This window comes from Nocardioides antri (genome assembly GCF_008373765.1).
Lineage (GTDB): Bacteria > Actinomycetota > Actinomycetes > Propionibacteriales > Nocardioidaceae > Nocardioides > Nocardioides antri.
The window spans coordinates 75,821-99,414 of the sequence record NZ_VUJW01000006.1 but is presented as its reverse complement, the minus strand read 5'-3'; the positions used below and the strand labels follow the sequence as shown (position 1 = coordinate 99,414).

The 23,594-nt window shown below is 69.9% G+C and carries 28 protein-coding genes and 2 tRNA genes; 14 read left to right on the top strand and 16 right to left on the bottom strand.

Going from position 1 to position 23,594, the window contains the following annotated elements; all coding sequences use genetic code 11:
• Positions 1-24: 24 nt before the first annotated feature.
• Genes F0U47_RS12545 through F0U47_RS12535 form a run of 3 tightly spaced genes read right to left on the bottom strand, consistent with a single transcriptional unit; the run spans position 25 to position 1,546 of the window.
• Positions 25-999: a DUF8832 domain-containing protein gene (locus tag F0U47_RS12545; protein ID WP_149750814.1), complete on the bottom strand. Its 975-nt coding sequence runs from the start codon at positions 997-999 to the stop codon at positions 25-27.
• On the bottom strand, positions 996-1,202 hold the full coding sequence (locus tag F0U47_RS12540) for a heavy-metal-associated domain-containing protein (RefSeq protein WP_149750813.1): 207 nt from the start codon (positions 1,200-1,202) through the stop codon (positions 996-998). Before F0U47_RS12540 ends, F0U47_RS12545 begins: the two co-directional genes overlap by 4 nt.
• Before the next feature lie 32 nt (positions 1,203-1,234).
• Positions 1,235-1,546 carry a metal-sensitive transcriptional regulator gene (locus F0U47_RS12535; protein WP_188111333.1) on the bottom strand — a complete coding sequence of 104 codons (312 nt, stop codon included), beginning with the start codon at positions 1,544-1,546 and terminating at the stop codon, positions 1,235-1,237.
• 160 nt (positions 1,547-1,706) lie between these two features.
• On the opposite strand from F0U47_RS12535, the gene F0U47_RS12530 reads away from it, so the two are divergent.
• Both F0U47_RS12530 and F0U47_RS12525 read left to right on the top strand, forming a co-directional pair.
• Complete coding sequence (locus F0U47_RS12530; protein ID WP_149750811.1) at positions 1,707-3,149, top strand: MFS transporter; 1,443 nt, start codon at positions 1,707-1,709, stop codon at positions 3,147-3,149.
• A gap of 82 nt (positions 3,150-3,231) precedes the next feature.
• On the top strand, positions 3,232-3,435 hold the full coding sequence (locus F0U47_RS12525) for a heavy-metal-associated domain-containing protein (protein WP_149750810.1): 204 nt from the start codon (positions 3,232-3,234) through the stop codon (positions 3,433-3,435).
• Positions 3,436-3,536: 101 nt separating this feature from the next.
• Here F0U47_RS12525 and F0U47_RS12520 read toward each other — a convergent pair whose 3' ends face one another.
• Positions 3,537-4,886, bottom strand: a complete 1,350-nt coding sequence (locus F0U47_RS12520) for an LPXTG cell wall anchor domain-containing protein (protein ID WP_149750809.1) — start codon at positions 4,884-4,886, stop codon at positions 3,537-3,539.
• A gap of 214 nt (positions 4,887-5,100) precedes the next feature.
• Between F0U47_RS12520 and F0U47_RS12515 the strand changes: the two genes are divergently transcribed.
• Positions 5,101-5,664, top strand: a complete 564-nt coding sequence (locus F0U47_RS12515; protein WP_246159592.1) for a DUF4396 domain-containing protein — start codon at positions 5,101-5,103, stop codon at positions 5,662-5,664.
• Between the two features lie 13 nt (positions 5,665-5,677).
• Positions 5,678-5,818 (top strand): hypothetical protein, encoded by a 141-nt coding sequence (locus tag F0U47_RS21205; RefSeq protein ID WP_188111327.1) that lies wholly within the window; start codon positions 5,678-5,680, stop codon positions 5,816-5,818.
• Between the two features lie 90 nt (positions 5,819-5,908).
• Here F0U47_RS21205 and F0U47_RS21200 read toward each other — a convergent pair whose 3' ends face one another.
• Positions 5,909-6,055, bottom strand: a complete 147-nt coding sequence (locus F0U47_RS21200; RefSeq protein ID WP_188111326.1) for a hypothetical protein — start codon at positions 6,053-6,055, stop codon at positions 5,909-5,911.
• Between the two features lie 49 nt (positions 6,056-6,104).
• Here F0U47_RS21200 and F0U47_RS21195 point away from each other — a divergent pair, with 49 nt between their 5' ends.
• From F0U47_RS21195 to F0U47_RS12495, 5 genes are all read left to right on the top strand, one after another.
• Positions 6,105-6,272 (top strand): hypothetical protein, encoded by a 168-nt coding sequence (locus F0U47_RS21195; RefSeq protein ID WP_188111325.1) that lies wholly within the window; start codon positions 6,105-6,107, stop codon positions 6,270-6,272.
• Positions 6,269-6,781, top strand: coding sequence for a DUF2269 domain-containing protein (locus tag F0U47_RS12510; RefSeq protein WP_188111324.1), 513 nt, complete (start codon positions 6,269-6,271; stop codon positions 6,779-6,781). Before F0U47_RS21195 ends, F0U47_RS12510 begins: the two co-directional genes overlap by 4 nt.
• Before the next feature lie 179 nt (positions 6,782-6,960).
• Positions 6,961-7,392 carry a hypothetical protein gene (locus F0U47_RS12505; protein ID WP_246159591.1) on the top strand — a complete coding sequence of 144 codons (432 nt, stop codon included), beginning with the start codon at positions 6,961-6,963 and terminating at the stop codon, positions 7,390-7,392.
• Between the two features lie 83 nt (positions 7,393-7,475).
• Entirely contained in the window at positions 7,476-8,018 is a 543-nt protein-coding gene (locus F0U47_RS12500) for a DUF305 domain-containing protein (protein WP_149750807.1), read from the top strand.
• Positions 8,019-8,057: 39 nt separating this feature from the next.
• Positions 8,058-8,894, top strand: coding sequence for a F510_1955 family glycosylhydrolase (locus F0U47_RS12495; protein ID WP_149750806.1), 837 nt, complete (start codon positions 8,058-8,060; stop codon positions 8,892-8,894).
• Positions 8,895-9,014: 120 nt separating this feature from the next.
• On the opposite strand, the gene F0U47_RS12490 is transcribed toward F0U47_RS12495, so the two are convergent.
• From F0U47_RS12490 to recF, 8 genes are all read right to left on the bottom strand, one after another.
• Positions 9,015-9,090, bottom strand: a tRNA-Ala gene (locus tag F0U47_RS12490).
• 43 nt (positions 9,091-9,133) lie between these two features.
• Positions 9,134-9,262 (bottom strand): DLW-39 family protein, encoded by a 129-nt coding sequence (locus tag F0U47_RS21615; RefSeq protein WP_223162760.1) that lies wholly within the window; start codon positions 9,260-9,262, stop codon positions 9,134-9,136.
• A 47-nt stretch (positions 9,263-9,309) separates the two neighbouring features.
• Positions 9,310-9,383 (bottom strand) — tRNA-Ile (locus F0U47_RS12485).
• Between the two features lie 117 nt (positions 9,384-9,500).
• On the bottom strand, positions 9,501-10,079 hold the full coding sequence (locus F0U47_RS12480) for a DUF3566 domain-containing protein (protein WP_149750805.1): 579 nt from the start codon (positions 10,077-10,079) through the stop codon (positions 9,501-9,503).
• On the bottom strand, positions 10,079-12,817 hold the full coding sequence (gene gyrA / locus F0U47_RS12475) for a DNA gyrase subunit A (RefSeq protein WP_149750804.1): 2,739 nt from the start codon (positions 12,815-12,817) through the stop codon (positions 10,079-10,081). Before gyrA ends, F0U47_RS12480 begins: the two co-directional genes overlap by 1 nt.
• 51 nt (positions 12,818-12,868) lie before the next feature.
• On the bottom strand, positions 12,869-14,962 hold the full coding sequence (gene gyrB / locus F0U47_RS12470; RefSeq protein ID WP_149750803.1) for a DNA topoisomerase (ATP-hydrolyzing) subunit B: 2,094 nt from the start codon (positions 14,960-14,962) through the stop codon (positions 12,869-12,871).
• 281 nt (positions 14,963-15,243) lie between these two features.
• Positions 15,244-15,816: a DciA family protein gene (locus F0U47_RS12465; RefSeq protein WP_246159590.1), complete on the bottom strand. Its 573-nt coding sequence runs from the start codon at positions 15,814-15,816 to the stop codon at positions 15,244-15,246.
• The gene (gene recF, locus F0U47_RS12460; RefSeq protein ID WP_149750802.1) at positions 15,809-16,972 is read right to left on the bottom strand and encodes a DNA replication/repair protein RecF; all 1,164 of its coding nucleotides are present in this window, start codon (positions 16,970-16,972) and stop codon (positions 15,809-15,811) included. The genes F0U47_RS12465 and recF overlap by 8 nt, the downstream gene beginning before the upstream one ends.
• Positions 16,973-17,083: 111 nt before the next feature.
• On the opposite strand from recF, the gene F0U47_RS12455 reads away from it, so the two are divergent.
• Positions 17,084-17,515, top strand: coding sequence for an NINE protein (locus F0U47_RS12455; RefSeq protein ID WP_149750801.1), 432 nt, complete (start codon positions 17,084-17,086; stop codon positions 17,513-17,515).
• Between the two features lie 19 nt (positions 17,516-17,534).
• Positions 17,535-17,972: a DUF2752 domain-containing protein gene (locus F0U47_RS12450; protein WP_149750800.1), complete on the top strand. Its 438-nt coding sequence runs from the start codon at positions 17,535-17,537 to the stop codon at positions 17,970-17,972.
• Positions 17,973-18,086: 114 nt separating this feature from the next.
• On the opposite strand, the gene gnd is transcribed toward F0U47_RS12450, so the two are convergent.
• From gnd to dnaA, 3 genes are all read right to left on the bottom strand, one after another.
• Positions 18,087-18,983: a phosphogluconate dehydrogenase (NAD(+)-dependent, decarboxylating) gene (gene gnd / locus F0U47_RS12445; RefSeq protein WP_149750799.1), complete on the bottom strand. Its 897-nt coding sequence runs from the start codon at positions 18,981-18,983 to the stop codon at positions 18,087-18,089.
• An 11-nt stretch (positions 18,984-18,994) separates the two neighbouring features.
• Positions 18,995-20,158 (bottom strand): DNA polymerase III subunit beta, encoded by a 1,164-nt coding sequence (gene dnaN / locus F0U47_RS12440; protein WP_149750798.1) that lies wholly within the window; start codon positions 20,156-20,158, stop codon positions 18,995-18,997.
• A gap of 385 nt (positions 20,159-20,543) precedes the next feature.
• The gene (dnaA, locus tag F0U47_RS12435; RefSeq protein ID WP_246159589.1) at positions 20,544-22,109 is read right to left on the bottom strand and encodes a chromosomal replication initiator protein DnaA; all 1,566 of its coding nucleotides are present in this window, start codon (positions 22,107-22,109) and stop codon (positions 20,544-20,546) included.
• 639 nt (positions 22,110-22,748) lie between these two features.
• On the opposite strand from dnaA, the gene rpmH reads away from it, so the two are divergent.
• From rpmH to yidD, 3 genes are read left to right on the top strand one after another with little or no spacing between them, the layout of a single operon-like run.
• Positions 22,749-22,886, top strand: coding sequence for a 50S ribosomal protein L34 (rpmH, locus tag F0U47_RS12430; RefSeq protein WP_109694204.1), 138 nt, complete (start codon positions 22,749-22,751; stop codon positions 22,884-22,886).
• 45 nt (positions 22,887-22,931) lie between these two features.
• Positions 22,932-23,306, top strand: coding sequence for a ribonuclease P protein component (rnpA, locus tag F0U47_RS12425; protein ID WP_149750796.1), 375 nt, complete (start codon positions 22,932-22,934; stop codon positions 23,304-23,306).
• A complete protein-coding gene (gene yidD, locus F0U47_RS12420) occupies positions 23,303-23,566 on the top strand; it encodes a membrane protein insertion efficiency factor YidD (protein WP_223162759.1) in 264 nt (87 codons plus the stop codon). Before rnpA ends, yidD begins: the two co-directional genes overlap by 4 nt.
• Positions 23,567-23,594: the final 28 nt, after the last annotated feature.

Here is a 23,594-nt window from a genome sequence, read left to right as displayed (position 1 = left end):
GCTAGGCAGGGCTGGGTAGGGCGGTCAGTGACCGGAGTGCTCGCCGTGCTCGCTGGGCGTGCTGCTGTCGGTCGGGTCGGTGGAATCCCCGTCGCCGCTGCCTCCGGCGGTGACGGTGAAGGCCGCGGTGCGGACGACGCCGTCGTGTTGGAAGTCCAGGTAGAGGTGGTAGGTGCCGGCGCTGGGAACGGCGGCGTAGAACGTGACGTCCGGGCCGGGCTCGGTCGTGCCGTCGCCGGGCGTGCCGTCGGGGTGGACGTGCAGGTAGGCGAGGTCGCCACCGCGGAGCGCGACCAGGTGGCCGTAGGCACCGAGGTAGGGCTGCAGGTCGGTGACCGGCTCGCCGTCCTTGCTGATGCTGAGGGTGAGCTTCGCGTCCGCGCCAGCAGTGAGGTCGCCGTCGAGGGTCACCTCGTAGCCGTCGACCACGGCCGTCCGGGACTCCTCCGCGGGGGGCCCGGGCTGGTAGGCACCGGACACGGCGAGGTCGGCCCCGAGCGTGAGCGCCTCCGCGCCGGTCGCCTTGAAGTCGGCGAACACGCGCCAGTCACCGGGCGTCAGGTCCAGCTCCGTGGTCCACGTGCCGTCACCGTCGAGGGTCGGGTGCACGTGCTGGAACCCCGTGAAGTCGCGGCGCACGGCGATCAGGTGGAGCCGCTTCTCGTGCTCGACGTCGTATTCCGTCACCGGGGCGCCGTCCGGGCCGCTGATGGTGAAGGTCAGCGGCCGGTCCTCGCCGGCCCGGGCACGGGCGTCGGCGAGGGCGAGGGTGTAGCCGTCCTGGGATGTCATGAGTCCTCCTGGGACCTCTTCTTGGGCAGTCGGTGGGGTCGACTCGTCGTGGCCCCCCTCGTGGCCCGCGGGATCCTCCGCGTGGGAGTCGTCGTGGGAGCCGGCGCTCGTGTCGACCGGTCCGACGCCCTTGCCGATCGCGAGGGCGAGGCCGAAGACCGCGGCGATGGCGACCAGGAACCCGACGAGCTTGACCGGGGTGCTCATGCGAGCTGGTAGCCGGCTTCCTCGACAGCGGCCTTGACGGCGGCGTCGTCGAGGGGCTCGGCGCTGGTGATGGTGACGGCACCGGTGGGCAGGTCCACGGCGACGTCCTCGACGCCGGGGATCTCCTGGACCTTCTCGGTGACCGAGGCGACGCAGTGGCCGCAGGTCATGCCGGTGACGGTGTAGGTGCTGGTCTGGCTCATGGCTGTTTTCCTCTCGGTGGTGTGTGGGTCGGTCAGGAGCGAACGAGGCGGGCGATGGCGTCGGACGCTTCCTTGAGCTTGATCTGGGCGTCCTCGCCGCCAGCGGCGACCGCGTCGACGACGCAGTGGGCCAGGTGCTCGTCCAGCAGGCCGAGGGCGACGGCTTCGAGGGCCTTCGTCATCGCGGAGATCTGGGTGAGGATGTCGATGCAGTACTTCTCCTCCTCCACCATCCGCTGCAAGCCGCGTGCCTGGCCCTCGATGCGGCGCAGCCGCTTGAGGTAGTCGCCCTTCGTGTTGTTGGCGATGTAGCTGTGCTGGTGCTCGTCGTGGCCGTGGGGCATCGCGCTGTCCTTCTCGTGAAGCGTCGTGGTCATCTCCAGGGTACCCCCCTCCGGTATTTAGTGGTAGCGTCCTCGCTTGTTGGAATACATTACCCCCCTAGGGTATTCCACACAACCACGAAGTACCGGATCGACCGGGAAACCGTCGAAGGAGAATCAGATGTCAGCCACAACCTCGCCGGCGGATCGCCGCTGGCTCGGGCTCGCGGTCATCGCCGCCGCCCAGTTCATGGTGATCATGGACACCTCGATCATCGGGGTCGCGCTCCCCCGCATGCAGGCCGAGCTCGGCTTCACCCAGGAGAACCTGTCGTGGGTCTTCAACGCCTACGTCGTCGCGCTCGGCGGACTGCTGCTGCTGGGCGGCAAGCTCTCCGACGTACTCGGCGCGCGCCGGGTCTTCTCGGCCGGCTGGGTGATCCTGCTGGCCGGCTCACTGGTCGCCGGCCTGGCCGGCAACGTCGAGACCGAGCTCGTCGGACGCGCCGTCCAGGGCGCCGGATCGGCGCTGATCGCGCCGTCGGCGCTCACGTTGCTGTTCATGCTGTTCGGCGCCAACCCCAAGGAGCTCCCCAAGGCGCTGGCGCTGTACGGCGCCGCGGCGCCGGCCGGCGGCACCGCCGGTGTGTTCCTCGGCGGGGTCATCACCGAGTACCTGTCCTGGCCGTGGGTGTTCTACGTGAACATCCCGATCGCGCTGGTGATCCTGGCGTTCGTTCCCGGCGTGATGCCCGCGGGTGGCGCCGGCTCGAACCGGCGGGTCGACCTGCTCGGAGCGCTCACCGTCACCGCCGGCCTCGGCGCCGCGGTCTACGCCGTCGTCCGGGCTCCGGAGGTCGGCTGGGACGCCGGCCAGACCTGGGGTGTCCTCGCGGCGGCCGCGGTCCTGCTGGTCGGGTTCGTCGCCCTGCAGGCCAAGGGCCGTGACCCGCTGGTGCGGCTGGGGATCTTCCGTGCCCCGAACCTCGCGGCCGCGAACATCGCCCAGCTGCTCCTCGGTGCGGCGTGGATCCCGATGTGGTTCTTCCTGAACCTCTACCTCCAGCAGGTCCTGGGCTACACCGCGTTCCCCAGCGGCGCCGCGCTGCTGCCGATGACGCTCCTGATCATGGTCGGCATGATCGCGCTCGCACCCCGGGTGCTTGCCGCGATCGGGCCGAAGTCCGCGGCGGTTACCGGCCTCGTGCTGCTGACCGCCGGGATGGCGTGGCTCGCGCTGATCGACCCCGACGGGTCGTACGCCGTCGACGTGCTCCCGGCCTCCCTGGTGGCGGCGCTCGGCATGTCGCTGGCGTTCATCCCGACCCTGGGTACGGCGATCTCGGCCGCCCGCCCCGAGGAGGGCGGTCTGGCCTCGGGCATCGTGAACACGAGCTACCAGATCGGCTCCGCACTCGGCCTGGCCGTGATGACGGCCGTCGCCGCAGCCAACGGCGCCGACCAGCTCACCGACAAGGCCGCGCTCACCGATGGCTTCTCGGCGGCGTTCATCGGCGCCGCCATCGTCGCCGGCGTCGGCGCCCTGGCCACGATCGCCCTCTTCCGCGGCACCACCGCGACGGGGGCCGGCGACGAGGTCGCCACCGACCAGGTCGCGGCCTGACAAGAACCGCCGGTCGTCACCCCGGCCGGCCCCGACGAGCCGAACCCCGGCTCACCACTCCCAGAAAGGAACCGTCCTCCCCATGAGCGACATCAACGAGTACAGCGTCCAGGGCATGACCTGCTCCAGCTGTGCCAGCAAGGTCAGCACTGCCGTCAAGCAGGTGCCGGGCGTCATCACCACCGACGTCGACCTCTCCACCGGCACGCTGCGGGTCACCGGCCCCGCCGTTGACAGCAGCGCGGTCCGCACCGCCATCACCGACGCGGGCTACCAGGTCAGCTGACCACACTCGACAGCGCCGCCACCGAAGATCGGTGGCGGCGCTGTCTTTGCGTGGAGCCTGGGGAGCTGTGCGGGCCGCCGCGGCTCCCCGTCGGCCGGGCGTCAAGCAGACCCGTCGATCAGTTCTCGACGGCGGGCCCGGGCGACGAGGAAGGCGCCCATGGCGATGGCGAGGAAGCCGATCGCGAGGAGTCCGCTCCAGAAGCCACCCGTGTCCGGCAGCACATCGTCGCCACCGCTCGGGGGACCGGCGTTGTCGCCAGGACCACCATCGGGACCACCAGATCCACCGGGACCACCCGGACCACCGGGACCACCAGGTCCACGAGGTCCTCCGGGGCAGTCGGGGTTGCCCGGGCACTTCGGGCCGCGGTCACGCGCCCCGGCCTTGTGGACCAGCGTCTCCGACTGCGCCGCATGGGCCAGGATGTTGCCGTCGAGGACGCTGAGGTGGAGCGCCTCCACCGCGTGCCCGGCTGCGGTGTCGGACAGGTAGGTCTCTCCCTGGTTCAGGAACAGGCAGACCAGGCTGGGGCTGGTGCAGCCCGGCGGGACCGCGATCGCTGTCGACTCCCGGAAGTCACCGGCAGTCTGGCCACCGAGCTGGAGCCCGATGACGTTCGACTGCTTCTCCACGTTGCCGCGGGAGCTGGAGGAACCGGAGGACTGGAGGGCCGCCACCCCGACGGTGCAGGTGCCGAGGATCGGGTCGCGAGCCACGCAGACGTCGGCCACCGAGGACCCGGAGGTCGCCTCGGTGTGCCCGGTGCGACGACGATGGATCTCGCTCCAGCTCTCGATCACCCCAGCGTCGATCGGACCGTCACAGGTGTCGCCCGTGGGGTCGCTGCCGCCCAGGCAAGCCGACCCGGCACCGCTCTCGGCGGAGGCGTCGGACCGGGTGCGGCCTTCGCTCGCGTGCGCCTCCGAGTAGAGGAGCGTCGCGCAGACGCCACCGTCGCTGCCGTCGCACAGCGGTGCGAGCGGGTCGCCGTCGGAGTCGTTGCGGTCGCCGCGGGAGTCGGCGTGGGAGCCGACCACCTCCTGGCCGCCGATCGCCAACGCCGTGGCATCGGCGCTGGACGCGTGGTTGTCCTCGATCTCGGAGTGGGTCGTTGCGACCGAGACGAGCTCGTTCTCAGCGATCGCGGCCTCCAGGCCCTCCGAAGACCCGTGGTCGGGTGCCGTCGGGTCCGGGGTCTCGTGCCCCTCGGAGTCGTCGTCCTCAGCGACGGGCGGGGTGGCCGCTCGCCGCTGGGTCGCCCCTGACGACCTCTCGCCGTTCGGCTGGAGCAGTGCGTTGACGGTCCGCTCGACCTGCTGGCGGATGTCGTCGATCGGCTTCGGGTTGTCGGCGCCGGCGGGCAGGGCGCCGAGCACCAGGATGCCGCCCGCCAGGAGAGCCGCGAGCGGCGCGCGTCGTCGTACAGGCCTCGATCGGTGATCGGACATTGGCAAATTCCCCTCTTGGGAGGGCGAAGGCGATGCCGTGCCGTGACTCGTGCCACACCCAGGCCCATATCGACAACGGTTGACAACGGCTTTCGACACGCGACGCGGCAATGTCCCTCCGCGCAGGTCTAGCCCACCCATGATGTTCCGCCGCTTGCGAATCAACCTCGATACTAGATACGGTGGGGGGGTATCTACAGAGAGGACTTCTCGCATGAACCCCCGCAATTCCATGGCCGCCAACGCCACCCTGCACTGCCTCACCGGCTGCGCGATCGGCGAGATCCTCGGCCTGATGATCGGAACCGCGCTCGGTCTCAGCAACGCCGTCACCATCGCTCTGGCCGTCGGCCTCGCGTTCCTCTTCGGCTACGCCCTCTCGACCCTGCCGCTGATCCAGGCCGGCCTCGGCTTCTTCGCCGCCCTCAGCGTCGTCTTCGCCGCCGACACGCTCTCCATCGCCACCATGGAGGTCGTCGACAACGTCGTGATGGCCCTCATCCCCGGCGCCATGGACTCCGGCCTGGTCAACCCGATCTTCTGGGTCGGCATGATGATCGCCCTCACCGCCGCCTTCATCGCCGCGTTCCCCGTGAACCGTTACCTGATCGACAAGGGCAAGGGCCACGCCCTCACCCACCAGTACCACCACGGAGCAGGACACGAAGACCACGCGGCACACGCCGGCCACCAGAGCCACGAGACCGCTGCGCAGCACGAGCCCGGCCACAGCGATCACGGCGAGCATCACGACTCCGGCGACCACCTCCACCACTGACAAGGACGCTCAGATGAACACCAACACCCTCGCCGCCGCCGTCATCGGCTTCCTCCTCGGCGGGCTCACGGTCTCCATCGCCGCCGAGCTCGAGGACGACAACCCGCCCACCCCCAACCACGGCTCCGGCAACCATCAGAGCCTGGACCGCTGAGACCATGCCCCGCGCCGGGTACACGCCTGGCTTCGGTCCACCGCACGGCACCTGCCGTCCCCCGGGCCACAAGACCCGCATGCGGGTCCCTCAGCTGGCCTCTGTATCGGTCCGGAGCGAGCGCATGGTCAGCTCGACCAAGCGCGTCGTCGCGGACTCGTCCGGCGCCCTGACCGCCGCGCCGAGGGCGTGGAGGCAGTAGTCGGCGAGCTCGCTCGCCGCGATGTCGGTGCGCACCCCGCCGCCGTCCGTGTAACTTGCCTCGGGCCAGATGCGAGGAGGATCGATGAACGAGGATCGACCGCAGTCGGAGGATCCTCGCCGCTCTGTCGCACCTCCGGGGATCCCGGGATGGGTCAAGGGCCTCGTGATCGGCCTCGTGGTCGTCGTCGCGCTGGTGGTCCTGGTGATGGTGCTCGGCGGCGGAGAGCACGGCCCCGGCATGCACCGATGACGATGCCTCCGCGCGTGCGCAAGGCGATGCTCGCTGTGCACATCGCTTCGTCCGTGGGTTGGCTCGGCGCGATCGCGGCCTACATCGCGCTCAACGTCCCCGTCGTCGTCGGAGCGGACGAGGAGCTGGTGCGCGCGGCCCACCTGATGATGAAGCCGGTGGCCTGGTACGCCGTGGTGCCGCTCGCGGTCAGCTCGCTCGTGACCGGGATCGTGCAGTCCCTGGGCACACCGTGGGGCCTGTTCCGGCACTACTGGGTGCTGATCAGCCTGTTCGTGACCGCGTTCGCGACTGTGATCCTGCTGCTCCACATGGGGGACGTCGACGCACTGGCGGCGCGTGCCGCCGACCCCTCGGCGGATGTCGGCAGCCTCCGGGGGGACCTGCCTCACTCGATCGGGGGACTCCTCGTACTCCTCGTGCCCTTGGTGCTCAACCTCTACAAGCCCCGCGGACTCACGCGCTATGGCTGGCGAAAGCAGGAGGAGCAGCGCAGCGCTGGTCGCTGACTTCTCTCACCGGTGAGCGGTGGGCACGAAGGTGCTGTGATCGTCGGCGCACCCGATGAGGTGGGGGTGTCCGACCGAGTGGTCCTCGCCGTGCGGCCCAAGCAGGTGCCGCGGGGACTGCCTAGTATCGAGATGTGCGGCACCTCCGAAGTATCGCCGGGACATCCAGGGCGCGATATGTGCTCGTGGTGGCCGCGCTGGCGCTCTTCGGGTTGCTCTCCATGCACGGCTGGGGCACCCACGCAGGCATGCACGCCGGAACGAGTCACTCGCCGACCCACGTCGCCCCGACGCACGGCGACGACCACGCTTCTGTGCACGCGACCGCACACGGAGGCCAGGTGGCGGGTGCCGCTGCCGCGATGGCAGTGGATGCCCACACGGTCAGTTGCGACAACGGCTGCGGCGGTTCCGGCACCGACGGCGGCATGGGCCTGGTCGGACTGTGCCTGGCGATCCTCGGCGGACTCGTCCTTGCTGTCGCGCTACTTCTCCTGCGCTGTTGCATCCCGCTGCTGCGAACGATGCTGCCGATGTTCCGGCACCCGGTCCTGCTGAGCCGCGAGCGCGACCCACCCGACGGTCTCCGCCTCTGCGTGATCCGCTGCTGACAGTCGCCGACGACGGGACACCCCCGGTGTCTCGCCTACGCCCTGTCCGCAATCAGATCACCAGACCAAGGAGAAGACCTCTCATGCGCAAGACCCTGACCGCCCTGCTCGGGGCGTCCGTACTGATCCTCGCCGCCTGCGGCAACGACGACACCGGCGCCGCGCACAACGACGCCGACGTCACCTTCGCCCAACAGATGATCCCCCACCACCAGCAGGCCATCGAGATGTCCGAGCTCGCCGAGACCCGTGCCGCCAGCCCGGAGGTCAAGGACCTCGCCGCCGACATCAAGGGCGCCCAGGATCCCGAGATCGAGACCATGACCGGCTGGCTCGAGAGCTGGGGCGAAGACCTCCCCGGCGGCAGCGAACATGGCGGCCACGACACGTCTGACACGCCAGGGATGATGAGCGAGGACGAGATGGCCGAGCTCGAGGCCGCCTCCGGCGCCGCGTTCGACCGCATGTTCCTCACCATGATGATCGAGCACCACGAGGGTGCCATCGACATGGCCAAGACCGAGCAGGAGGACGGCGAGTACCCCGACGCCATCGCCCTGGCCGAAGAGATCGAAAAGACGCAGTCCGCAGAGATCACCACGATGAACGAGCTCCTCGGCTCCTGATCCCTTCGCGACCCGTTGGTGCCGAGAAGCGTGAGAACCATGCGCCGTACCCTCCCCGCCTGCCTGCTGGTCACGGCTCTCCTCCTCTCGGGGTGTGCAGCCGACGAGCAGGACCCTTCTGTGCCGTCGGCAGGCGACGATCGCGCCGTCGGGCACATCCACGGGCTGGGCGTCGACCCAGCCGACGACACCCTCTACGTAGCCACCCATCACGGCCTGTTCCACATCGACGACACCAGTGGACCGCGCCGCGTCGCCGACCGCTGGCAGGACACCATGGCCTTCACCGTCGTGGGACCGGGACACTTCCTCGCCAGCGGGCACCCGGACCTCCGCGAGGATCTGCCGCCTCACCTCGGGCTGATCGAGTCCACCGACGCCGGCGAGACCTGGCAGCCGCTCGCCCTGCACGGCGAGGCGGACTTCCACATCCTCGAGCAGGTCGGCGAAGACCTCTACGCGTACGACGCCACCAGCGGTCGACTCCTCGTCACCCAGGACCACAAGTCGTTCGATGAGGTGGCGCGGCTGCCCCTGCTCAGCGTCACCGCGGATCCCGATGATTCGAACACGCTGCTCGCTACCACGAACCAGGGCCGGCTCATGGAGATCGACGCGAACACGGGAACCGCGAAGGAGGTCCCCGGACCGACCCTGGCCCTCCTGGACACCACCCCCGAGGACGAGGTCGTCGGCATCGACGCGGCGGGGACCATCCGGGTCAGGGACGACGCCGGCGAAGTGTGGAAGCGGCGAGGCGCGATCGGTGGCGAGCCTGCGGCATTCATCACCACGGACGGGGAGTGGTATGCCGCGACCCAGGACCAGGTCTTCCGGTCTGATGACGACGGCGACACCTGGACGAGGGTCCTCTAGGCGCGCCCCCTTCGCGGCCGTCACGAGCCGGCCCTTCGCCAGGCCCGTGTCAACGTCGGACCCAGCAGAGGGAGAGCCCGAGAACGAGAAGAAACCGCAGGCTGACCTGCGATTTTCTCATGGTGGAGCCTAGGGGACTCGAACCCCTAACCCCCTGCTTGCAAAGCAGGTGCGCTACCAATTGCGCCAAGGCCCCCGGTTTCGAGGCAGCCGCTGCGCGACCGCTCGACCAGCGAAGGTCAGGACTCGGGGAGCTGGTCGGTGGCCTCGGCCCAGAGGGCCTGCTCCGCCTTGCTTTCCTGAACCTTCCTGACGGCGAACGCGACGCCCGCCGCGGCGAGAGCGGTCAGGACGAGCTTCTTGATCACGCGGTCCTCCAGGAGAGTGGGATCGCCCGAGCGGGCTGTGCGTGGAGTGGGCCTAACAGGACTTGAACCTGTGACCTCTTCCTTATCAGGGAAGCGCTCTAACCGTCTGAGCTATAGGCCCGGGTGGTCCGCATCGGAGTGGAAGCCTCGTCCGCAGACCGAGGGGGAACGTTACCCGACCGGAGCCGTGCCCAACAAAACGGGATCGGCTCCGGAGGACACCCGCCGGTGATCCGGCTCAGGCGTCCTCGGCCAGGGTCACTTCGATGCCCCCGAGGAGCGCCGCCGCCATGTTGTAGAGGAAGGCGACGAGGGTGGCGCTCGCGGTGATCAGGATGACGTCGATCGCCGCGACGAGCATCGTGAAACCGAGCACGCGGCTGGTGCCGACGTAGTCCTGGACCTCGAAGGTGGAGACGTCCTCGCCGCCGATGCCCTCCTGGATCGTGCTGTTGATCGAGTCCCAGACGCCGGCGGCGCCGAGCACCTGCCAGACCATCGCCACCGACACGACGGTGACCACGGCGAACGCGATCGACAGCAGGAAGGCCGTCTTCATGACCGACCAGGGGTCGATCCGGGTGAGCCGGAGTCGGGCGCGACGCGGGCCGCGCGGGCGGACCGCCGCAGTCTCGGCCGTCGTCGTCCCGCCGGCCGCCGCCGCGGTCGGGGCACCGATCGGACGGGGCGGGAGGTCGGGCAGCGGCTGGGCGGGCGCCTTGTCGGCCAGCGGCGGTCGCGCCGCCGGGTCACCCTGGCTCACCGGCGTGCCCGTGGGCACAGGCACGGTGGTCGGCTCCTTGGTGCGGTCCGACATCAGGCCTCACTCTCGCTGGGGCTCTCGGCGTCCCCACTGTCGCCCGAGTCGACGGGCCCTTCCGTCTCGATTGTTACATCAGGACCGGCAGCGGGCGATTCCTCCGTCTCGCCACCGTTGTCCGGCGCGGTGCCAGTCGGGTCCTCCTCGTCGACCTTCGACTCCACCGAGCGCGCGACGACGGCCACCGAGTCGCCGTTCTTCGGCGACACGAACTTCACGCCCTGCGTGGACCGTCCCTTGACCGGGAAGTTGTCGTCGATGGGGCTGCGGACGACCTGGCCGGCCGCGGTGATCGAGAGGATCTCGTCGCCGTCCTCGACGATGAAGCCGCCGACCAGGCTGCCCTTCTTCTCGTCGACCAGCTGCATCGCCTTGATCCCGAGCCCGCCGCGGCCCTGGAGCCGGTAGTCGTTGATCCGGGTCCGCTTGGCGTAGCCGCCGTCGGTCATGGTGAAGACGTACTGCGGCTTGACCTCGCTGACCTCGTCGGCCGTCGCCTCGACCGGCGCGGCCTGGTCGTCGTGCTCGGCGAGCCCGGCGGCCTCCTCGGCCGCGACCTGGGTCGCCCGGATGACCGACATCGACAGCATCGAGTCGCCGGGGCGGAACTTCATGCCGGTGACACCGGACGTCGCGCGACCCATGGGCCGCAGCTGGGCGTCGTCGGCGCGGAACCGGATCGCCTGCCCCTTGCGGGAGATCAGCAGGATGTCGTCGTCCGCCGACACCAGCTCGGCGCCGATCAGCTCGTCGTCGTCCTCACGGAAGTTGATCGCGATGACGCCGGCCTGGCGCGGGCTGTTGTAGTCGATGAGCCGGGTCTTCTTGACCAGGCCGGCCCGGGTCGCGAGGACGAGGTACGGCGCCTGGTCGTAGTCGCGGATCGCGAGCACCTGGGCGATCGACTCGTCGGGCTGGAAGCTGAGCAGCCCGGCTACGTGGCCGCCCTTCGCGTCACGCAACGCCTCCGGCAGGTTGTAGGCCTTCGTCCGGTAGACGCGGCCGGCCGTCGTGAAGAACAGCAGCCAGTGGTGGTTGGTCGTCGCGATGAAGTGCTCGACGACGTCGTCACCGCGCAGGGTCGCGCCGCGCACGCCCTTGCCGCCGCGCTTCTGCGTCCGGTACTGCGAGGCGAGGGTCCGCTTGGCGTAGCCGCCGCGGGTGATGGAGACGACGAGCTCCTCGTCGGGGATCAGGTCCTCCATCGACAGGTCGCCGTCGGCCGCGATGATCTGCGTGCGCCGGTCGTCGCCGTACTTCTCGACGATCTCGGCGAGCTCCTCCGACACGATGGACCGCTGCCGGCTCTCGTTGGCGAGGATGTCCTGGAGGTCGGCGATGGTCTCCTCGAGCTCGGCGAGGCGGTCCATGATCCGCTGCCGCTCGAGCGCGGCCAGGCGCCGCAGCTGCATCTCGAGGATGGCGTTCGCCTGGACCTCGTCGATCTCGAGCAGGGTCATCAGGCCGGTGCGGGCCTCTTCGACGTCCGGCGACCGGCGGATCAGTGCGATCACCTCGTCGAGCATGTCGAGCGCCTTGGCGAGGCCCCGGTAGATGTGGGCCTGCCGCTCCGCCTCGGCCAGCCGGTAGCGGGTCCGCCGCTGGATGACGTCGATCTGGTGCTCGACCCAGTGGCTGATGAACTGGTCGATCGTCAGCGTCCGCGGGACGCCGTCGACCAGCGCCAGCATGTTGGCGCTGAAGTTGGTCTGCAGCTCGGTGTGCTTCAGCAGGTTGTTGAGTACGACGCGCGCGACCGCGTCCCGCTTCAGCACGACGACCAGGCGCTGGCCGGTGCGGCCCGAGGAGTCGTCGCGGACATCGGCGATGCCCTGGACCTTGCCGGAGTCGGCGAGCTCGGCGATCTTCAGCGCGAGGTTGTCCGGGTTGACCATGTAGGGCAGCTCGGTGATCGACAGGCAGGTCCGCCCCTTGGCGTCCTCGTCGACCTCGATCACCGCGCGCTGGGTGACCGAGCCGCGACCGGTGCGGTAGGCCGTCTCGATGCCCTCGCGTCCGACGATCAGCGCACCGTTGGGGAAGTCGGGCCCCTTGATCCGCTCGATGAGCGCGTCCTGGAGCTCCTCCCGGGTGGCGTCCGGGTGCTCGAGCGCCCACTGGGCACCCGCAGCGACCTCCCGCAGGTTGTGGGGCGGGATGCTCGTCGCCATGCCGACCGCGATGCCGGCCGAGCCGTTGACCAGCAGGTTGGGGAACCGGCTGGGCAGGACGACCGGCTCCTCCGAGCGGCCGTCGTAGTTGGGCTGGAAGTCGACGGTCTCCTGCTCGATGTCGCGGACCATCTCGAGCGCGAGCGGCGCCATCCGGCACTCGGTGTAACGCATCGCCGCCGCGGCGTCGTTTCCGGGCGACCCGAAGTTGCCCTGGCCGTGGACGAGCGGAGCCCGCATCACCCACGGCTGGGCGAGCCGGACGAGGGTGTCGTAGATGGCGGTGTCGCCGTGCGGGTGGTACTGACCCATGACGTCACCGACGACGCGGGAGCACTTCGAGAAGCCGCGGTCGGGGCGGTAGCCGCCGTCGAACATCGCGTAGAGCACGCGGCGGTGCACGGGCTTGAGGCCGTCGCGGACGTCGGGCAGCGCGCGGCCGACGATGACGGCCATCGCGTAGTCGATGTAGGCCCGCTGCATCGACGTCTGCAGCTCGATCGGCTCGATCCGGCCACCGGGTCCGGGTCCGTCGCCGCCGATGTTCGAGGTGGTCTCAGTCACGATCGCTCTTTCTGGTGCGTTCTATCGAAATCTAAGGAATCGGCTAGATACTCAGATATCGAGGAATCGGACGTCCTTCGCGTTGCGCTGGATGAAGGACCGGCGCTGCTCGACGTCCTCCCCCATCAGGATCGAGAAGATCTCGTCGGCCTGGGCGGCGTCGTCGAGGGTGACCTGGAGCATCAGCCGCTGCTCGGGGTTCATCGTGGTCTCCCACAGCTCCTCGGCGTTCATCTCGCCGAGACCCTTGTAGCGCTGGACCGGGTTCTCCTTGGGCAGCTTCTTGCCCTGCTCGAGGCCGTCGCGCATCATCAGGTCGCGCTCGGCGTCGGAGTAGACGAACTCGTGCTCGGCCGGCTTGTTCCACCGGATCCGGTAGAGCGGCGGCTGCGCCATGTAGACGAACCCGTGCTCGATGAGCGGCCGCATGAACCGGAACAGCAGCGTCAGCAGCAGGGTGTTGATGTGGTGGCCGTCGACGTCGGCGTCGGCCATCAGCACGATCTTGTGGTAGCGCAGCTTCTCCAGGTCGAACTCCTCCTGGATGCCGGTGCCGAGCGCCGAGATGATCGCCTGGACCTCGTTGTTGGCGAGCACCTTGTCGATCCGCGCCTTCTCGACGTTGAGGATCTTGCCGCGGATCGGGAGGATCGCCTGGACCCGCGGGTCACGGCCCTGCCGGGCCGAGCCACCCGCCGAGTCGCCCTCGACGATGAAGACCTCGCACTCCTCGGGGTTGGTCGACTGGCAGTCCGACAGCTTCCCGGGGAGGCCGCCGCCACCCAGCAGCCCCTTGCGGGAGCGGGCGAGCTCGCGCGCCTTCCGCGCGGCGTTGCGCGCGGTCGCCGCGGCCTGCGACTTGCGGATGATCTCCTTGCCCTCGCTGGGGTTCTGCTCCAGCCAGGCGCCGAGCTGGTCGTTGACGACGCGCTGCACGAAGCCCTTGGCCTCGGTGTTGCCGAGCTTGGTCTTGGTCTGGCCCTCGAACTGCGGCTCGCCCAGCTTGATGGAGATGATCGCGGTCAGGCCCTCGCGGATGTCCTCGCCGCTGACCCGGTCCTCGCGCTTCTTGATCATCCCCCACTGCTCGCCCCACGCGTTGACGAGCGAGGTGAGCGCGGAGCGGAAGCCCTCCTCGTGGGTGCCGCCCTCGTGGGTGTTGATCGTGTTGGCGAAGGTGTGGACCGACTCGTTGTAGCCGGTGTTCCACTGCATCGCGACCTCGAGGCTCATGTGGTTCTCGGAGTCGGGGGGCGTGTCCGCCTCGAACGAGATGATCGTGGGGTTGGCCGCGGTCTTGGTGCGGTTGATGTGCTCGACGTAGTCGACCAGGCCGCGCTCGAACTTGAAGACCTGCTTGAGGCCGGTGTCGGCGCGCTCGATGGCGCCGGCGTGCGACTGGTCGGTGTCGTTGCTGACGGTCTCGTCGGCGACGGCCTCGGCGAGCTCGCCGGCAGCCGGGCGCTCGTCGTAGACCACGATCTCGAGGCCCTTGTTGAGGAAGGCCATCTCCCGGAAGCGGTTGCTGATGGTCTCGAGGGAGTACGACGTGGTCTCGAAGATGTCGGGCGAGGCGTACCAGGTCACGGTCGTGCCGGTGCCCTCACCCTCCTCGAGGTCGCGCACCTCGCGCAGCGGGTAGTCGGGGACGCCGAGGGAGAACTCCTGCTCCCACAGCTTGCCGCGGTTGCGGACCTCGACCTTGAGGTTGCGGGACAGCGCGTTGACGACCGAGACGCCCACGCCGTGAAGTCCGCCAGAGACCTTGTAGCCGCCACCGCCGAACTTGCCGCCCGCGTGGAGCACGGTCAGCGCGAGCGTGACCGCCGGCAGGTCCTGACCGGGCGCGGTGCCGGTCGGGATGCCGCGGCCGTTGTCCTCGACCCGGATGCCGCCGTCGGCCTGGAGCGTGACCACGATCCGGTCGCAGAAGCCCGCGAGGGCCTCGTCGACCGCGTTGTCCACGATCTCCCAGATCAGGTGGTGCAGGCCTCGCTCGCCGGTCGACCCGATGTACATGCCGGGCCGCTTGCGGACCGCCTCGAGGCCCTCGAGGACCTGGATCGCGGACGCGTCGTAGTCGCCGGTCGGGGTGTTGGACGGGGTCCCGTTGGTGGGGGTCGACGTCGGATTTTCCGCGGTCACGGCACCTCTTCAGGGTCAGGGTCCTCTGCCCATGCTTGGGCACACAGAAGGCCGACGCTCACGCTCGTGGGGCGTGCGCCCGGCCTGGAGGCCATATTACCGGCTGGAGAGCCGCAGATCACACCAGCGCCCCGTCGACCGGGGGGTCTGTGGAGGAAATGTCCCTCTCAGCGTCCCGTGAAGGCCATTTGGAGGGCCGAACAGGGGGGCCACCAAGGGCCAGTACGTCGACCCGGCCCCTGAGGCCGTCTCAGACCTGATCCCGCCGGATCACCCCGGCGTCAGCCGTAGGTGTCGCGCGGCCCCCGCCCGTCGCGCAGGCCGCGGGCGCCGTGCTTCCAGGTCGGCGCGAGCGGCCCGAGGACCTCGACCGCCGTGACGGTGCCGGTGCCGAGCTCGGTGTTGAGCCGCTTGACGAGGGTGGGCGCGAGCATCCTCAGCTGGGTCGCCCAGGCCGTCGAGTCGGTGCGGACGACGAGCGTGCCGTCGGTCAGGGTCTCCGGCGTCGAGTGCGCGCCGATCTCCTCGCCGACCACCTCCTCCCAGCGCGCGAACACCCCGCGCACCTGGAGGTCCAGGCCCCACCCGCGCTGGTCGACCAGCCGGCCGACCTCGCCTCCGAGGAGCTGCGGGTCGCGCTCGTCGGGGTAGGCGCCGCTCATGCCGCCCTGACTGCCCCTCCGGGCGCGCGGCGTCGTACGACCGGGCGGGCGGCGCTTGCGTGCGATCGGCGAACCCGGGGAGACGGCGCCCCGCACCATCGCCCGGGCGAGGTCGAGGCCGTCGGCGCGGTGGTCGTCGTCACCGCTGGCATCGGGCCGGTCGGTCGGGGTCGGGTCGGGCTCGTCAGCCACGGGTCACCTCCCCTCCCGCGACGGCGTAGGTCACGCCGGTCAGCAGCTCCGGGACGTCGGCCACCACCGCGGCCGTGACCAGGACCTGCTCGGCACCGGCCACCAGCTCGGCCAGCTGCGTGCGCCGGTCGGCGTCGAGCTCGGCGAAGACGTCGTCGAGGATCAGGATCGGGTCGTCGCCGTCGGACCGCAAGAGGTCGTACGACGCGAGCCGCAGGGCGAGCGCGAACGACCACGACTCCCCGTGGGAGGCGTAGCCCTTCACCGGCAGCCGGCTGTCCTCCCCCGGCCCGAGTGTCAGCGCCAGCTCGTCGCGGTGCGGGCCGACCAGGGTCAGCCCGCGACCGATCTCGTCGGCCTGGCGGCGCGCGAGCTCGGCGCGGAACGCGTCGGCCAGCTGGTCCCGAGACGGTCGCTGCGCGACCTCCTCGACCAACAGGTCGGGCACCAGCGGGCTGCTGTAGCTGATCCGGGCGTCGTCGCGGGAGGCACCGCGAGCAACGGCTTCGTAGGCCTTGCCGAGGTACGGCGCCAGGTCGGCCACCAGCGCCAGCCGGGCCTCGAGGAGCTCGGTGCCGCTCGCGACCAGGTGGTCGTCCCACACCGCGAGCGTGGCCAGTGCGGCGTCGCGGCTGCTGCCGCGTGCGGCGTAGATGGTCTTGAGGAGGGTGTTGCGCTGCTTGAGGACCCGGTCGTAGTCGGCGCGCACGCCGGCCAGGCGCGGTGTCCGCAGCACGAGCAGGTCGTCGAGGAACGCCCGTCGCTCCGACGGGTCGCCCTTCACCAGCGAGAGGTCCTCGGGCGAGAACACCACGGTCCGAAGCACGCCGATGATGTCGCGCGCCCGGGACAGCGGCGACTTGTTGATGCGGGCGCGGTTGGCACGACCCCGGTTGAGCTCGACCTCGAGCACCGCTGTCCGCCCGTCCCGGACCACGGCCGCGCGCACCAGTGCCTGGTCGGCGCCGGCACGGATCAGCGGCGCATCGGTCGCCACCCGGTGCGAGGACAGGCGGGAGAGGAAGTCGATCGCCTCGACCAGGTTGGTCTTGCCCTGCCCGTTGCGCCCCACGAAAGCCGTCACGCCGGCGTCAAGGGGCACCTCGACGTCGTCGTACGACCGGAAGTCGTGGAGGGTCAGGTGCGAGACGTGCACACCCCCATCATCCCCCGCGGTGCCGAGCGCGGCGGCGGGGCACGAGAGAAATGGCGAATGGGTCTTGCGAAGCATGTTTGAAGGCCGCCCCGGGGACCTAGGCTGCACCCCATGACTCAACCTCCAGTTCCCCCGCCCCCGGGTGGATACGGCTACGGCGGCTCGCCGGTAGCCGGCTCCGGCGGCCCCTTCTACGTCTCCGTGCTCGGCCAGGAGCAGGGCCCGCTCGACTTCAACACCCTCGCCCAGATGGCGGTGTCCAACCAGATCAAGTCCGACACCCCCGTCCGCACGGCCGACAGCCAGCAGTACATCGCGGCCAAGGACGTCCCCGGTCTCTACTCCGACAAGGAGTGGCTGACGGTCGTCCTGCTGTCGTGGCTGACCGGCGTGTTCGGGGTCGACCGCTTCTACCTCGGCCAGACCGGCCTCGGCGTCGGCAAGCTGCTCACCTGCGGTGGCTGCGGCATCTGGTCGCTCTACGACCTGATCATGTTCGCGCTGCGCAAGCAGCACGACGCCGACGGCCGCCCGTTCCGCTGAGCGTCCGGCCCCACCCGGCATGAAGACGACGACCCCGTCCGCCCTCGAGGAGCACAAGCTCCTCCGACGTCCCCGCATCCATGGTGCGGAGGTCGTCGCGGCGGGCGGGGTCGCCGCCATCGGGGTCGCGTTCCTGCTGTCCCCCGACCACATCGAGGACGGTCCGGTCCTCTGCCCCTTCCGCGCCGTCACCGGCCTCCCCTGCCCCGGCTGCGGGCTGACCCGCTCGTGGGTCTACGCCGCGCACGGGTGGTGGCGCGAGTCGCTGGCGGCCAACGCGTTCGGGATGCTGCTCCTGGCCGCCGTGCTCGCGCTCGCGGTGGTCGTCGTGGTCCGCCGTGTACGCCGTACCCCGCCGCCCGAGATCGACCGGGTGCTGCGCCACCCGGTGACCCTCGCCATCGGCGCGGTCTGGCTGGTCTACGCGATCGTCCGGCTGGCCGTCGCCGCTGGTTGAGGTGCGAGCGCAGCGAGCCTCGAAACCGAGGCGTCGGGCCAACTAGTCCTTCTTGGTGACGGCCTCGACTGCTTCAGCTCCTGCGCCCGGAATCTCGCCGAGGTCGTCCGGCTGTCAGGCCGTTCCGGGCTCCGATCGCTGAATCGAGTGCCCGCCGAACCCGGCCCGCATCGCCGCGATCGCCTTCATCGCGACGTCATCCTCCTGCCGCGACACGAACCGCGCGAACAGGCTGGCGGAGATCGCCGGCATCGGCACGGCGTTCTCGATCGCGGCCTCGACCGTCCAGCGGCCCTCGCCCGAGTCCTCCGCGTAGCCGCGGAGCCCATCGAGGTGCTCGTCGGCGCGGAGCTGGTCGACGAACAGGTCGAGCAGCCAGGACCGGACGACGGTGCCGGTGCGCCAGGAGGCGAAGATCTCTGGCACGTTGTCGACGATGTCGACCTTCTCGAGCAGCTCCCAGCCCTCGGCGTAGGCCTGCATCATGGCGTACTCGATGCCGTTGTGGACCATCTTCGCGAAGTGCCCCGCGCCCGGCGTCGTGCCGCAGTGGACCAGCCCGTCGGGAGTGTCGGCCGGCTTCAGCGCCTCGAACGCCGGCATGACCTTCGCAGCGTCGTCGGCCGAGCCGCCGTACATCAGCGCGTAGCCGTTCTGCAGGCCCCAGACGCCGCCGGAGACGCCACAGTCGACGAAGCCGATGCCCTTCTCGGCCAGCGAAGCCGCGTTGACCGCGTCGTCGGTGTACTTCGAGTTGCCGCCGTCGACGACGAGATCGCCCTCGCCCAGCAGCTCCTTGAGGTCGGCGATGGTCGACCGGGTCGGCTCCCCGGCGGGGATCATCACCCAGACCACCTTCGGGCTGGGCAGCGCCGCCACCAGTGACTCGAGGCTGTCGACGTCGCGGACCTGGGGGTCCCTGGAGTAGCCCACGACGGTGAGGCCGGCGTTGCGCATCCGAGTGCGCATGTTGCCGCCCATCCTGCCGAGGCCGATCAGTCCGATGTGCATCGTTTCGTCCCCTATCCGAGAAGTCGGCGCGGCATCAGGAGGTACCGGAACGAGCCGGCGTCCTCCGACGCGGACTCGTCGGCGGTGCCGGTGATCACCACCGGCTTCGACGCCTGGGTGAAGGCGAGCTCGACGACCGGCTCGTCGATGGCGCCGAGCCCGTCGAGCAGGAACTGCGGGTTGAAGCCGGTGACCAGGTCGTCGCCCTCGATCTGCGCCTCGACCGACTCCGACGCCTGCGCCTCGTCACCGGAGCCGGCGTCGAGCGTGAGCACCCCGTCCTTGAACGCGAGCTGGACGGCGGTGTTGCGCTCCGCCACCAGGGACACCCGCTTGAGCGACTCGATCAGCGTGGCCTTGTCGAGCCTGGCGACGGTGAGCCGCTCGCTCGGGAACAGGCTGCGGACCTTGGGGAACTCCCCGTCGAGCAGTCGCGTCGTCGTACGCCTGTATCCAATCGGGGCGCCGCCCGGGCTGAACACTTTGCCCTCGAAGCCGATCAGGCCGTCGCCGGAGCCGGAGGCCGAGAGGGCGATCGTCACCTCGGGGCCTGCGGTCAGCGACTTGGCGGTGTCGCCGAGGACCTTGGCAGGCACCAGCGCGGCCACGCTGGCGTCGGGCTGGCCCGGGGTCCACGCCAGCTCGCGCTGCGCGAGCCGGAAGCGGTCGGTGGCGAGCAGCGCGATCGTGTCACCCTCGATCTCCAGCCGGACGCCGGTGAGCACGGGCAGCATGTCGTCGCGACCCGCGGCGGTGACCGCCTGGGCCACGGCGTGGGCGAACGCCTCGCTGGGAACCGTGCCCGTCGCGGCCGGCATGGCCGGGATCGAGGGGTAGTCCTCGACCGGCATGGTCTGCAGCGAGAAGCGGGCCGAGCCACAGGTCAGCGAGACCCGGGCGCCGTCGAGCATCACGTCGACCGGCTTGGCCGGCAGGCTGCGGCAGATGTCGGCGAGCAGGCGGCCGCTGACGAGGGCGGAGCCCTCGTCGCTGACCTCGGCGGTGAGGGTCGCCCGGCACGAGGTCTCGTAGTCGAACGTCGAGAGGACCAGCCCCTCGTCACCCGCCTCGATGAGGAGGCCGGCCAGGACCGGGGCGCTCGGGCGGACAGGGAGGCTGCGGGCGGCCCAGGCGACGGCGTCGGCGAAGACATCGCGGTCGACACGGAACTTCACGGTGCGTCCTTACACGTCAGTTGGCAGTACGGGTCTGCGCTGCTGGGGAGTCGCGGGGGAATTACACGAATGTGCGCAGGGTGCATCCTGCCACGGTCGCGGTTGTCCACAGAGGGGCAGCGCGGAGATTGTTGTCGGCGGATCGGAGCGTATGAATTATGGGAGTGGTCATAGCGTCGGTGGAATCTGTGGAGAGACGACGTTCGCGCAGGTGAGGTGTCATTTCCACGTGTGGACGACGGTGTGGACTGGGGCCGTCGTACGCAGCCGCGGCTGTGCACTCGCCGGGCCTGTGGAACCACAGGACCGGTGCGACCACAGAATCCTCCCCGTGTAGTTCGCACCATTTCAGGGGTGTCGTCCACAGGCGGCGGACATCTCCGCGTCAGCCCTGCCGCGCTTGCATCTTGACGCGGTTGGTGAGCTCGCTGACCTGGTTGAAGACCGCACGCCGCTCACCGAGGAGCTGGTTGATCTTCCGCTCGGCGTACATCACCGTCGTGTGGTCACGGTTGCCGAACTGCGCGCCGATCTTGGGGAGCGACAGCCCGGTGAGCTCGCGGCAGAGGTACATCGCGATCTGGCGGGCCATCACCAGGTGGCGGCCGCGGCTCGGCCCGGTGAGCTCCTCGATGGAGAGGCCGAAGTAGGCCGCGGTCTGGGCGATGATCAGCGGCGCGGTGATCTCCGGCTCGCCGCCCTCGGGGATCAGGTCCTTGAGGACGATCTCGGCGAGGGTGAGGTCGACGTCCTGCCGGTTGAGGTTGGCGAAGGCCGTGACCCGGATCAGCGCGCCCTCGAGCTCGCGGATGTTGGTCTGGATCTTGCTGGCGATGAACTCGAGCACGTCCGGCGGCGCGGTGAGGCGGTCCATCGCCGCCTTCTTGCGGAGGATCGCGATCCGGGTCTCGAGGTCCGGCGGCTGGACGTCGGTGATCAGGCCCCACTCGAACCGGTTGCGCAGCCGGTCCTCGAGCGCCTCGAGCCGCTTCGGCGCCTGGTCGGACGTGAGGACGATCTGCTTCTGCGCGTTGTGGAGGTAGTTGAAGGTGTGGAAGAACTCCTCCTGGGTCTGGGTCTTGCCCTGGAGGAACTGGATGTCGTCGATGAGGAGGACGTCGACCTCGCGGTAACGCCGCTTGAAGCGGTCCTGCCGGTCGTCGCGGATCGAGTTGATGAACTCGTTGGTGAACTCCTCGGAGCTCACGTAGCGGACCTTCGCCCCGGCGTACAGGCTCCGGACGTAGTGGCCGATCGCGTGGAGCAGGTGCGTCTTGCCGAGGCCGGAGTCGCCGTAGACGAGGAGCGGGTTGTAGGACTTGCCGGGCGCCTCCGACACGGCGACCGCCGCGGCGTGCGGGAACCGGTTCGACGAGCCGATGACGAAGGTCTCGAAGGTGTACTTGGGGTTGAGGCGCGACTCCGCCACCTGCGGGACCTGCGACCCGCTCGGGCTGGGCGTCGCCGGCACGGGCGGGAGGCCGGCGTGGCCGGGGTCGAAGTCGAGCGGCGTGCTGGCGGCGTACGTCGACGTGTCGATCTGTCGCTTTGTCGACATGTCGCCGAATCGATCTGTCGGCGGGGCGACGTCGGCCGCGCCGGTGTCGGGGGCTGGCTGGCTGGTGGGGTGCTCACCGGTGCCGGTGCCCTGCAGCAAGGTGGGGTCGACGGTGACCGCGAGCTGGACGTCGTGGCCGAAGCGGTCGGTCAACGCGTCCTCGAGGTGGCCGCGGACCCGGCCCTCGAGGCGCTTGCGCGTGAAGTCGTCGGGAACCGCGACGATGGCGGTCGTGCCGTGGAGGGTGACCGGGCGGCTGGCCTGGAGCCACGCCCGCTGCGGAGCCTGGAGCTCGTCGAGGACCGCGTGCCAGGCCTCCTCGAGGCGGGCGAGCGCCGGGTCCGTGTCCGGGGTCTCGGTCCGGTTCTCCGCCTGCTCGTCGTTCCCCGTCACGGTTTCCTCCCAGATTGGTCGCACACAGACTTTGCGCACCCGGTCGGGTGCTACCTCCACAAGTTTGTCCACAGGCTGTGAACTCGCGGACTGTCGCGTCGGAGGACCCGCGCCGAGGCCGTTCCGAGCGGCCGTCAACCGTGCGTTTACGCAGGTCAGCCGCCAGTTCGTGGATCGGCGGCCGACGTCGACGTCGACGCGTGGGTCTTCTTGCTACCCGAACCGGCGGGGAATCCCGGAGACGCCGAACCTAGTCCTGCCGGGCCTGTGGATCAACCCGTTCTCCACAGGTTCTCACGATGATTTCGACATCCCCGCGGCGGGGTGTGGAAGTTCCGGCGCGCGGACGGCCTATGGTTGACGGTTGGGGTCGACGGGTTCGCCGGTTTGACCCGCTTGTTCCGTCGCGCGTACCGTTGTTCGGTCATCCGGTGTCGACCGGTGCCGCATGTCCGCGGCGGTCTCGTGCGGGGTTCGCCCCGAGCGCGATGTTCCGCGGACGCGCGGTGCCAGCCGAAGTTGCCATGTCAACGGGTGGACAGTCACCGAGCTGAGCGCACAACCGTGCGCCCTGCTGCCGGCCGTCCCGGATGGCCCTTCCCCAAGACGTTCAGTCATCAGCCAGCCGAGAGGTCGATCGTGAGCAAGCGGACGTACCAGCCGAACAACCGTCGTCGCCACAAGACGCACGGGTTCCGACTGCGGATGCGCACCCGCGCCGGTCGGGCCATCCTGGCGAACCGTCGCCGGAAGGGCCGCAAGAGCCTCGCCGTCTGAGCGGCAGGCCCTTTCCGAGCCGGCCCCGGCCCCTGGAGGGCTCTTGTGCTGCCTGCCGACCACCGGCTGACCCGACCGACCTCCTTCCGACGCGCCGTCAAGGCGGGCCGACGGTCCGGTGCGCGCACGCTCGTCACGCACCTGGCCCTCTCGGAGGAGCGGGCCGACGGACAGCTGGTCGGCTTCGTGGTGAGCAAGGCGGTGGGCAACGCCGTCGTGCGCAACCGCGTGAAGCGTCGGCTGCGGCACGCTGCCCGGGAGCGGCTCGCCCTGCTCCCGGCAGGCGCGCTGCTCGTCGTACGCGCGCAGCCGGCGGCCGCCACGGCGTCCTACCAGGAACTGGTGGCCGACCTCGACCGTTGCCTGGACAGGAGCCTGAGGACCATCGCCGTCGGCTCCGGACAGGTGGAGCAGCGGTGAGATGGCTTCTGGTCGCGCTGCTGCGCGGCTACCGGGCGGTGATCAGCCCGATCTACGGCGAGGTCTGCCGCTACTACCCGTCGTGCTCGGCCTACGCCCTGGAGGCGGTCCGGACGCACGGCAGCATCAAGGGCAGCTGGTTGGCTGTCCGGCGCGTCGCTCGCTGCCACCCGTGGGCGGCCGGCGGCGTCGACCACGTGCCACCCCGATCCCCCCGCGGCGCTGACGCCGCGGACGTGACCAACGAACTAGGAGCCTGAGTGGGCATCTTCGGCGACATCGGCCACT

Excerpts from the sequence above, each read along its gene's own strand:
- F0U47_RS12545 (WP_149750814.1), bottom strand. The coding sequence starts at position 999 with ATGAGCACCCCGGTCAAGCTCGTCGGGTTCCTGGTCGCCATCGCCGCG.
- F0U47_RS12540 (WP_149750813.1), bottom strand. The coding sequence starts at position 1,202 with ATGAGCCAGACCAGCACCTACACCGTCACCGGCATGACCTGCGGCCAC.
- F0U47_RS12535 (WP_188111333.1), bottom strand. The coding sequence starts at position 1,546 with ATGCCCCACGGCCACGACGAGCACCAGCACAGCTACATCGCCAACAAC.
- F0U47_RS12530 (WP_149750811.1), top strand. The coding sequence starts at position 1,707 with ATGTCAGCCACAACCTCGCCGGCGGATCGCCGCTGGCTCGGGCTCGCG.
- F0U47_RS12525 (WP_149750810.1), top strand. The coding sequence starts at position 3,232 with ATGAGCGACATCAACGAGTACAGCGTCCAGGGCATGACCTGCTCCAGC.
- F0U47_RS12520 (WP_149750809.1), bottom strand. The coding sequence starts at position 4,886 with ATGTCCGATCACCGATCGAGGCCTGTACGACGACGCGCGCCGCTCGCG.
- F0U47_RS12515 (WP_246159592.1), top strand. The coding sequence starts at position 5,101 with ATGAACCCCCGCAATTCCATGGCCGCCAACGCCACCCTGCACTGCCTC.
- F0U47_RS21205 (WP_188111327.1), top strand. The coding sequence starts at position 5,678 with ATGAACACCAACACCCTCGCCGCCGCCGTCATCGGCTTCCTCCTCGGC.
- F0U47_RS21195 (WP_188111325.1), top strand. The coding sequence starts at position 6,105 with ATGAACGAGGATCGACCGCAGTCGGAGGATCCTCGCCGCTCTGTCGCA.
- F0U47_RS12510 (WP_188111324.1), top strand. The coding sequence starts at position 6,269 with ATGACGATGCCTCCGCGCGTGCGCAAGGCGATGCTCGCTGTGCACATC.
- F0U47_RS12500 (WP_149750807.1), top strand. The coding sequence starts at position 7,476 with ATGCGCAAGACCCTGACCGCCCTGCTCGGGGCGTCCGTACTGATCCTC.
- F0U47_RS12495 (WP_149750806.1), top strand. The coding sequence starts at position 8,058 with ATGCGCCGTACCCTCCCCGCCTGCCTGCTGGTCACGGCTCTCCTCCTC.
- F0U47_RS12480 (WP_149750805.1), bottom strand. The coding sequence starts at position 10,079 with ATGTCGGACCGCACCAAGGAGCCGACCACCGTGCCTGTGCCCACGGGC.
- F0U47_RS12455 (WP_149750801.1), top strand. The coding sequence starts at position 17,084 with ATGACTCAACCTCCAGTTCCCCCGCCCCCGGGTGGATACGGCTACGGC.
- F0U47_RS12450 (WP_149750800.1), top strand. The coding sequence starts at position 17,535 with ATGAAGACGACGACCCCGTCCGCCCTCGAGGAGCACAAGCTCCTCCGA.
- gnd (WP_149750799.1), bottom strand. The coding sequence starts at position 18,983 with ATGCACATCGGACTGATCGGCCTCGGCAGGATGGGCGGCAACATGCGC.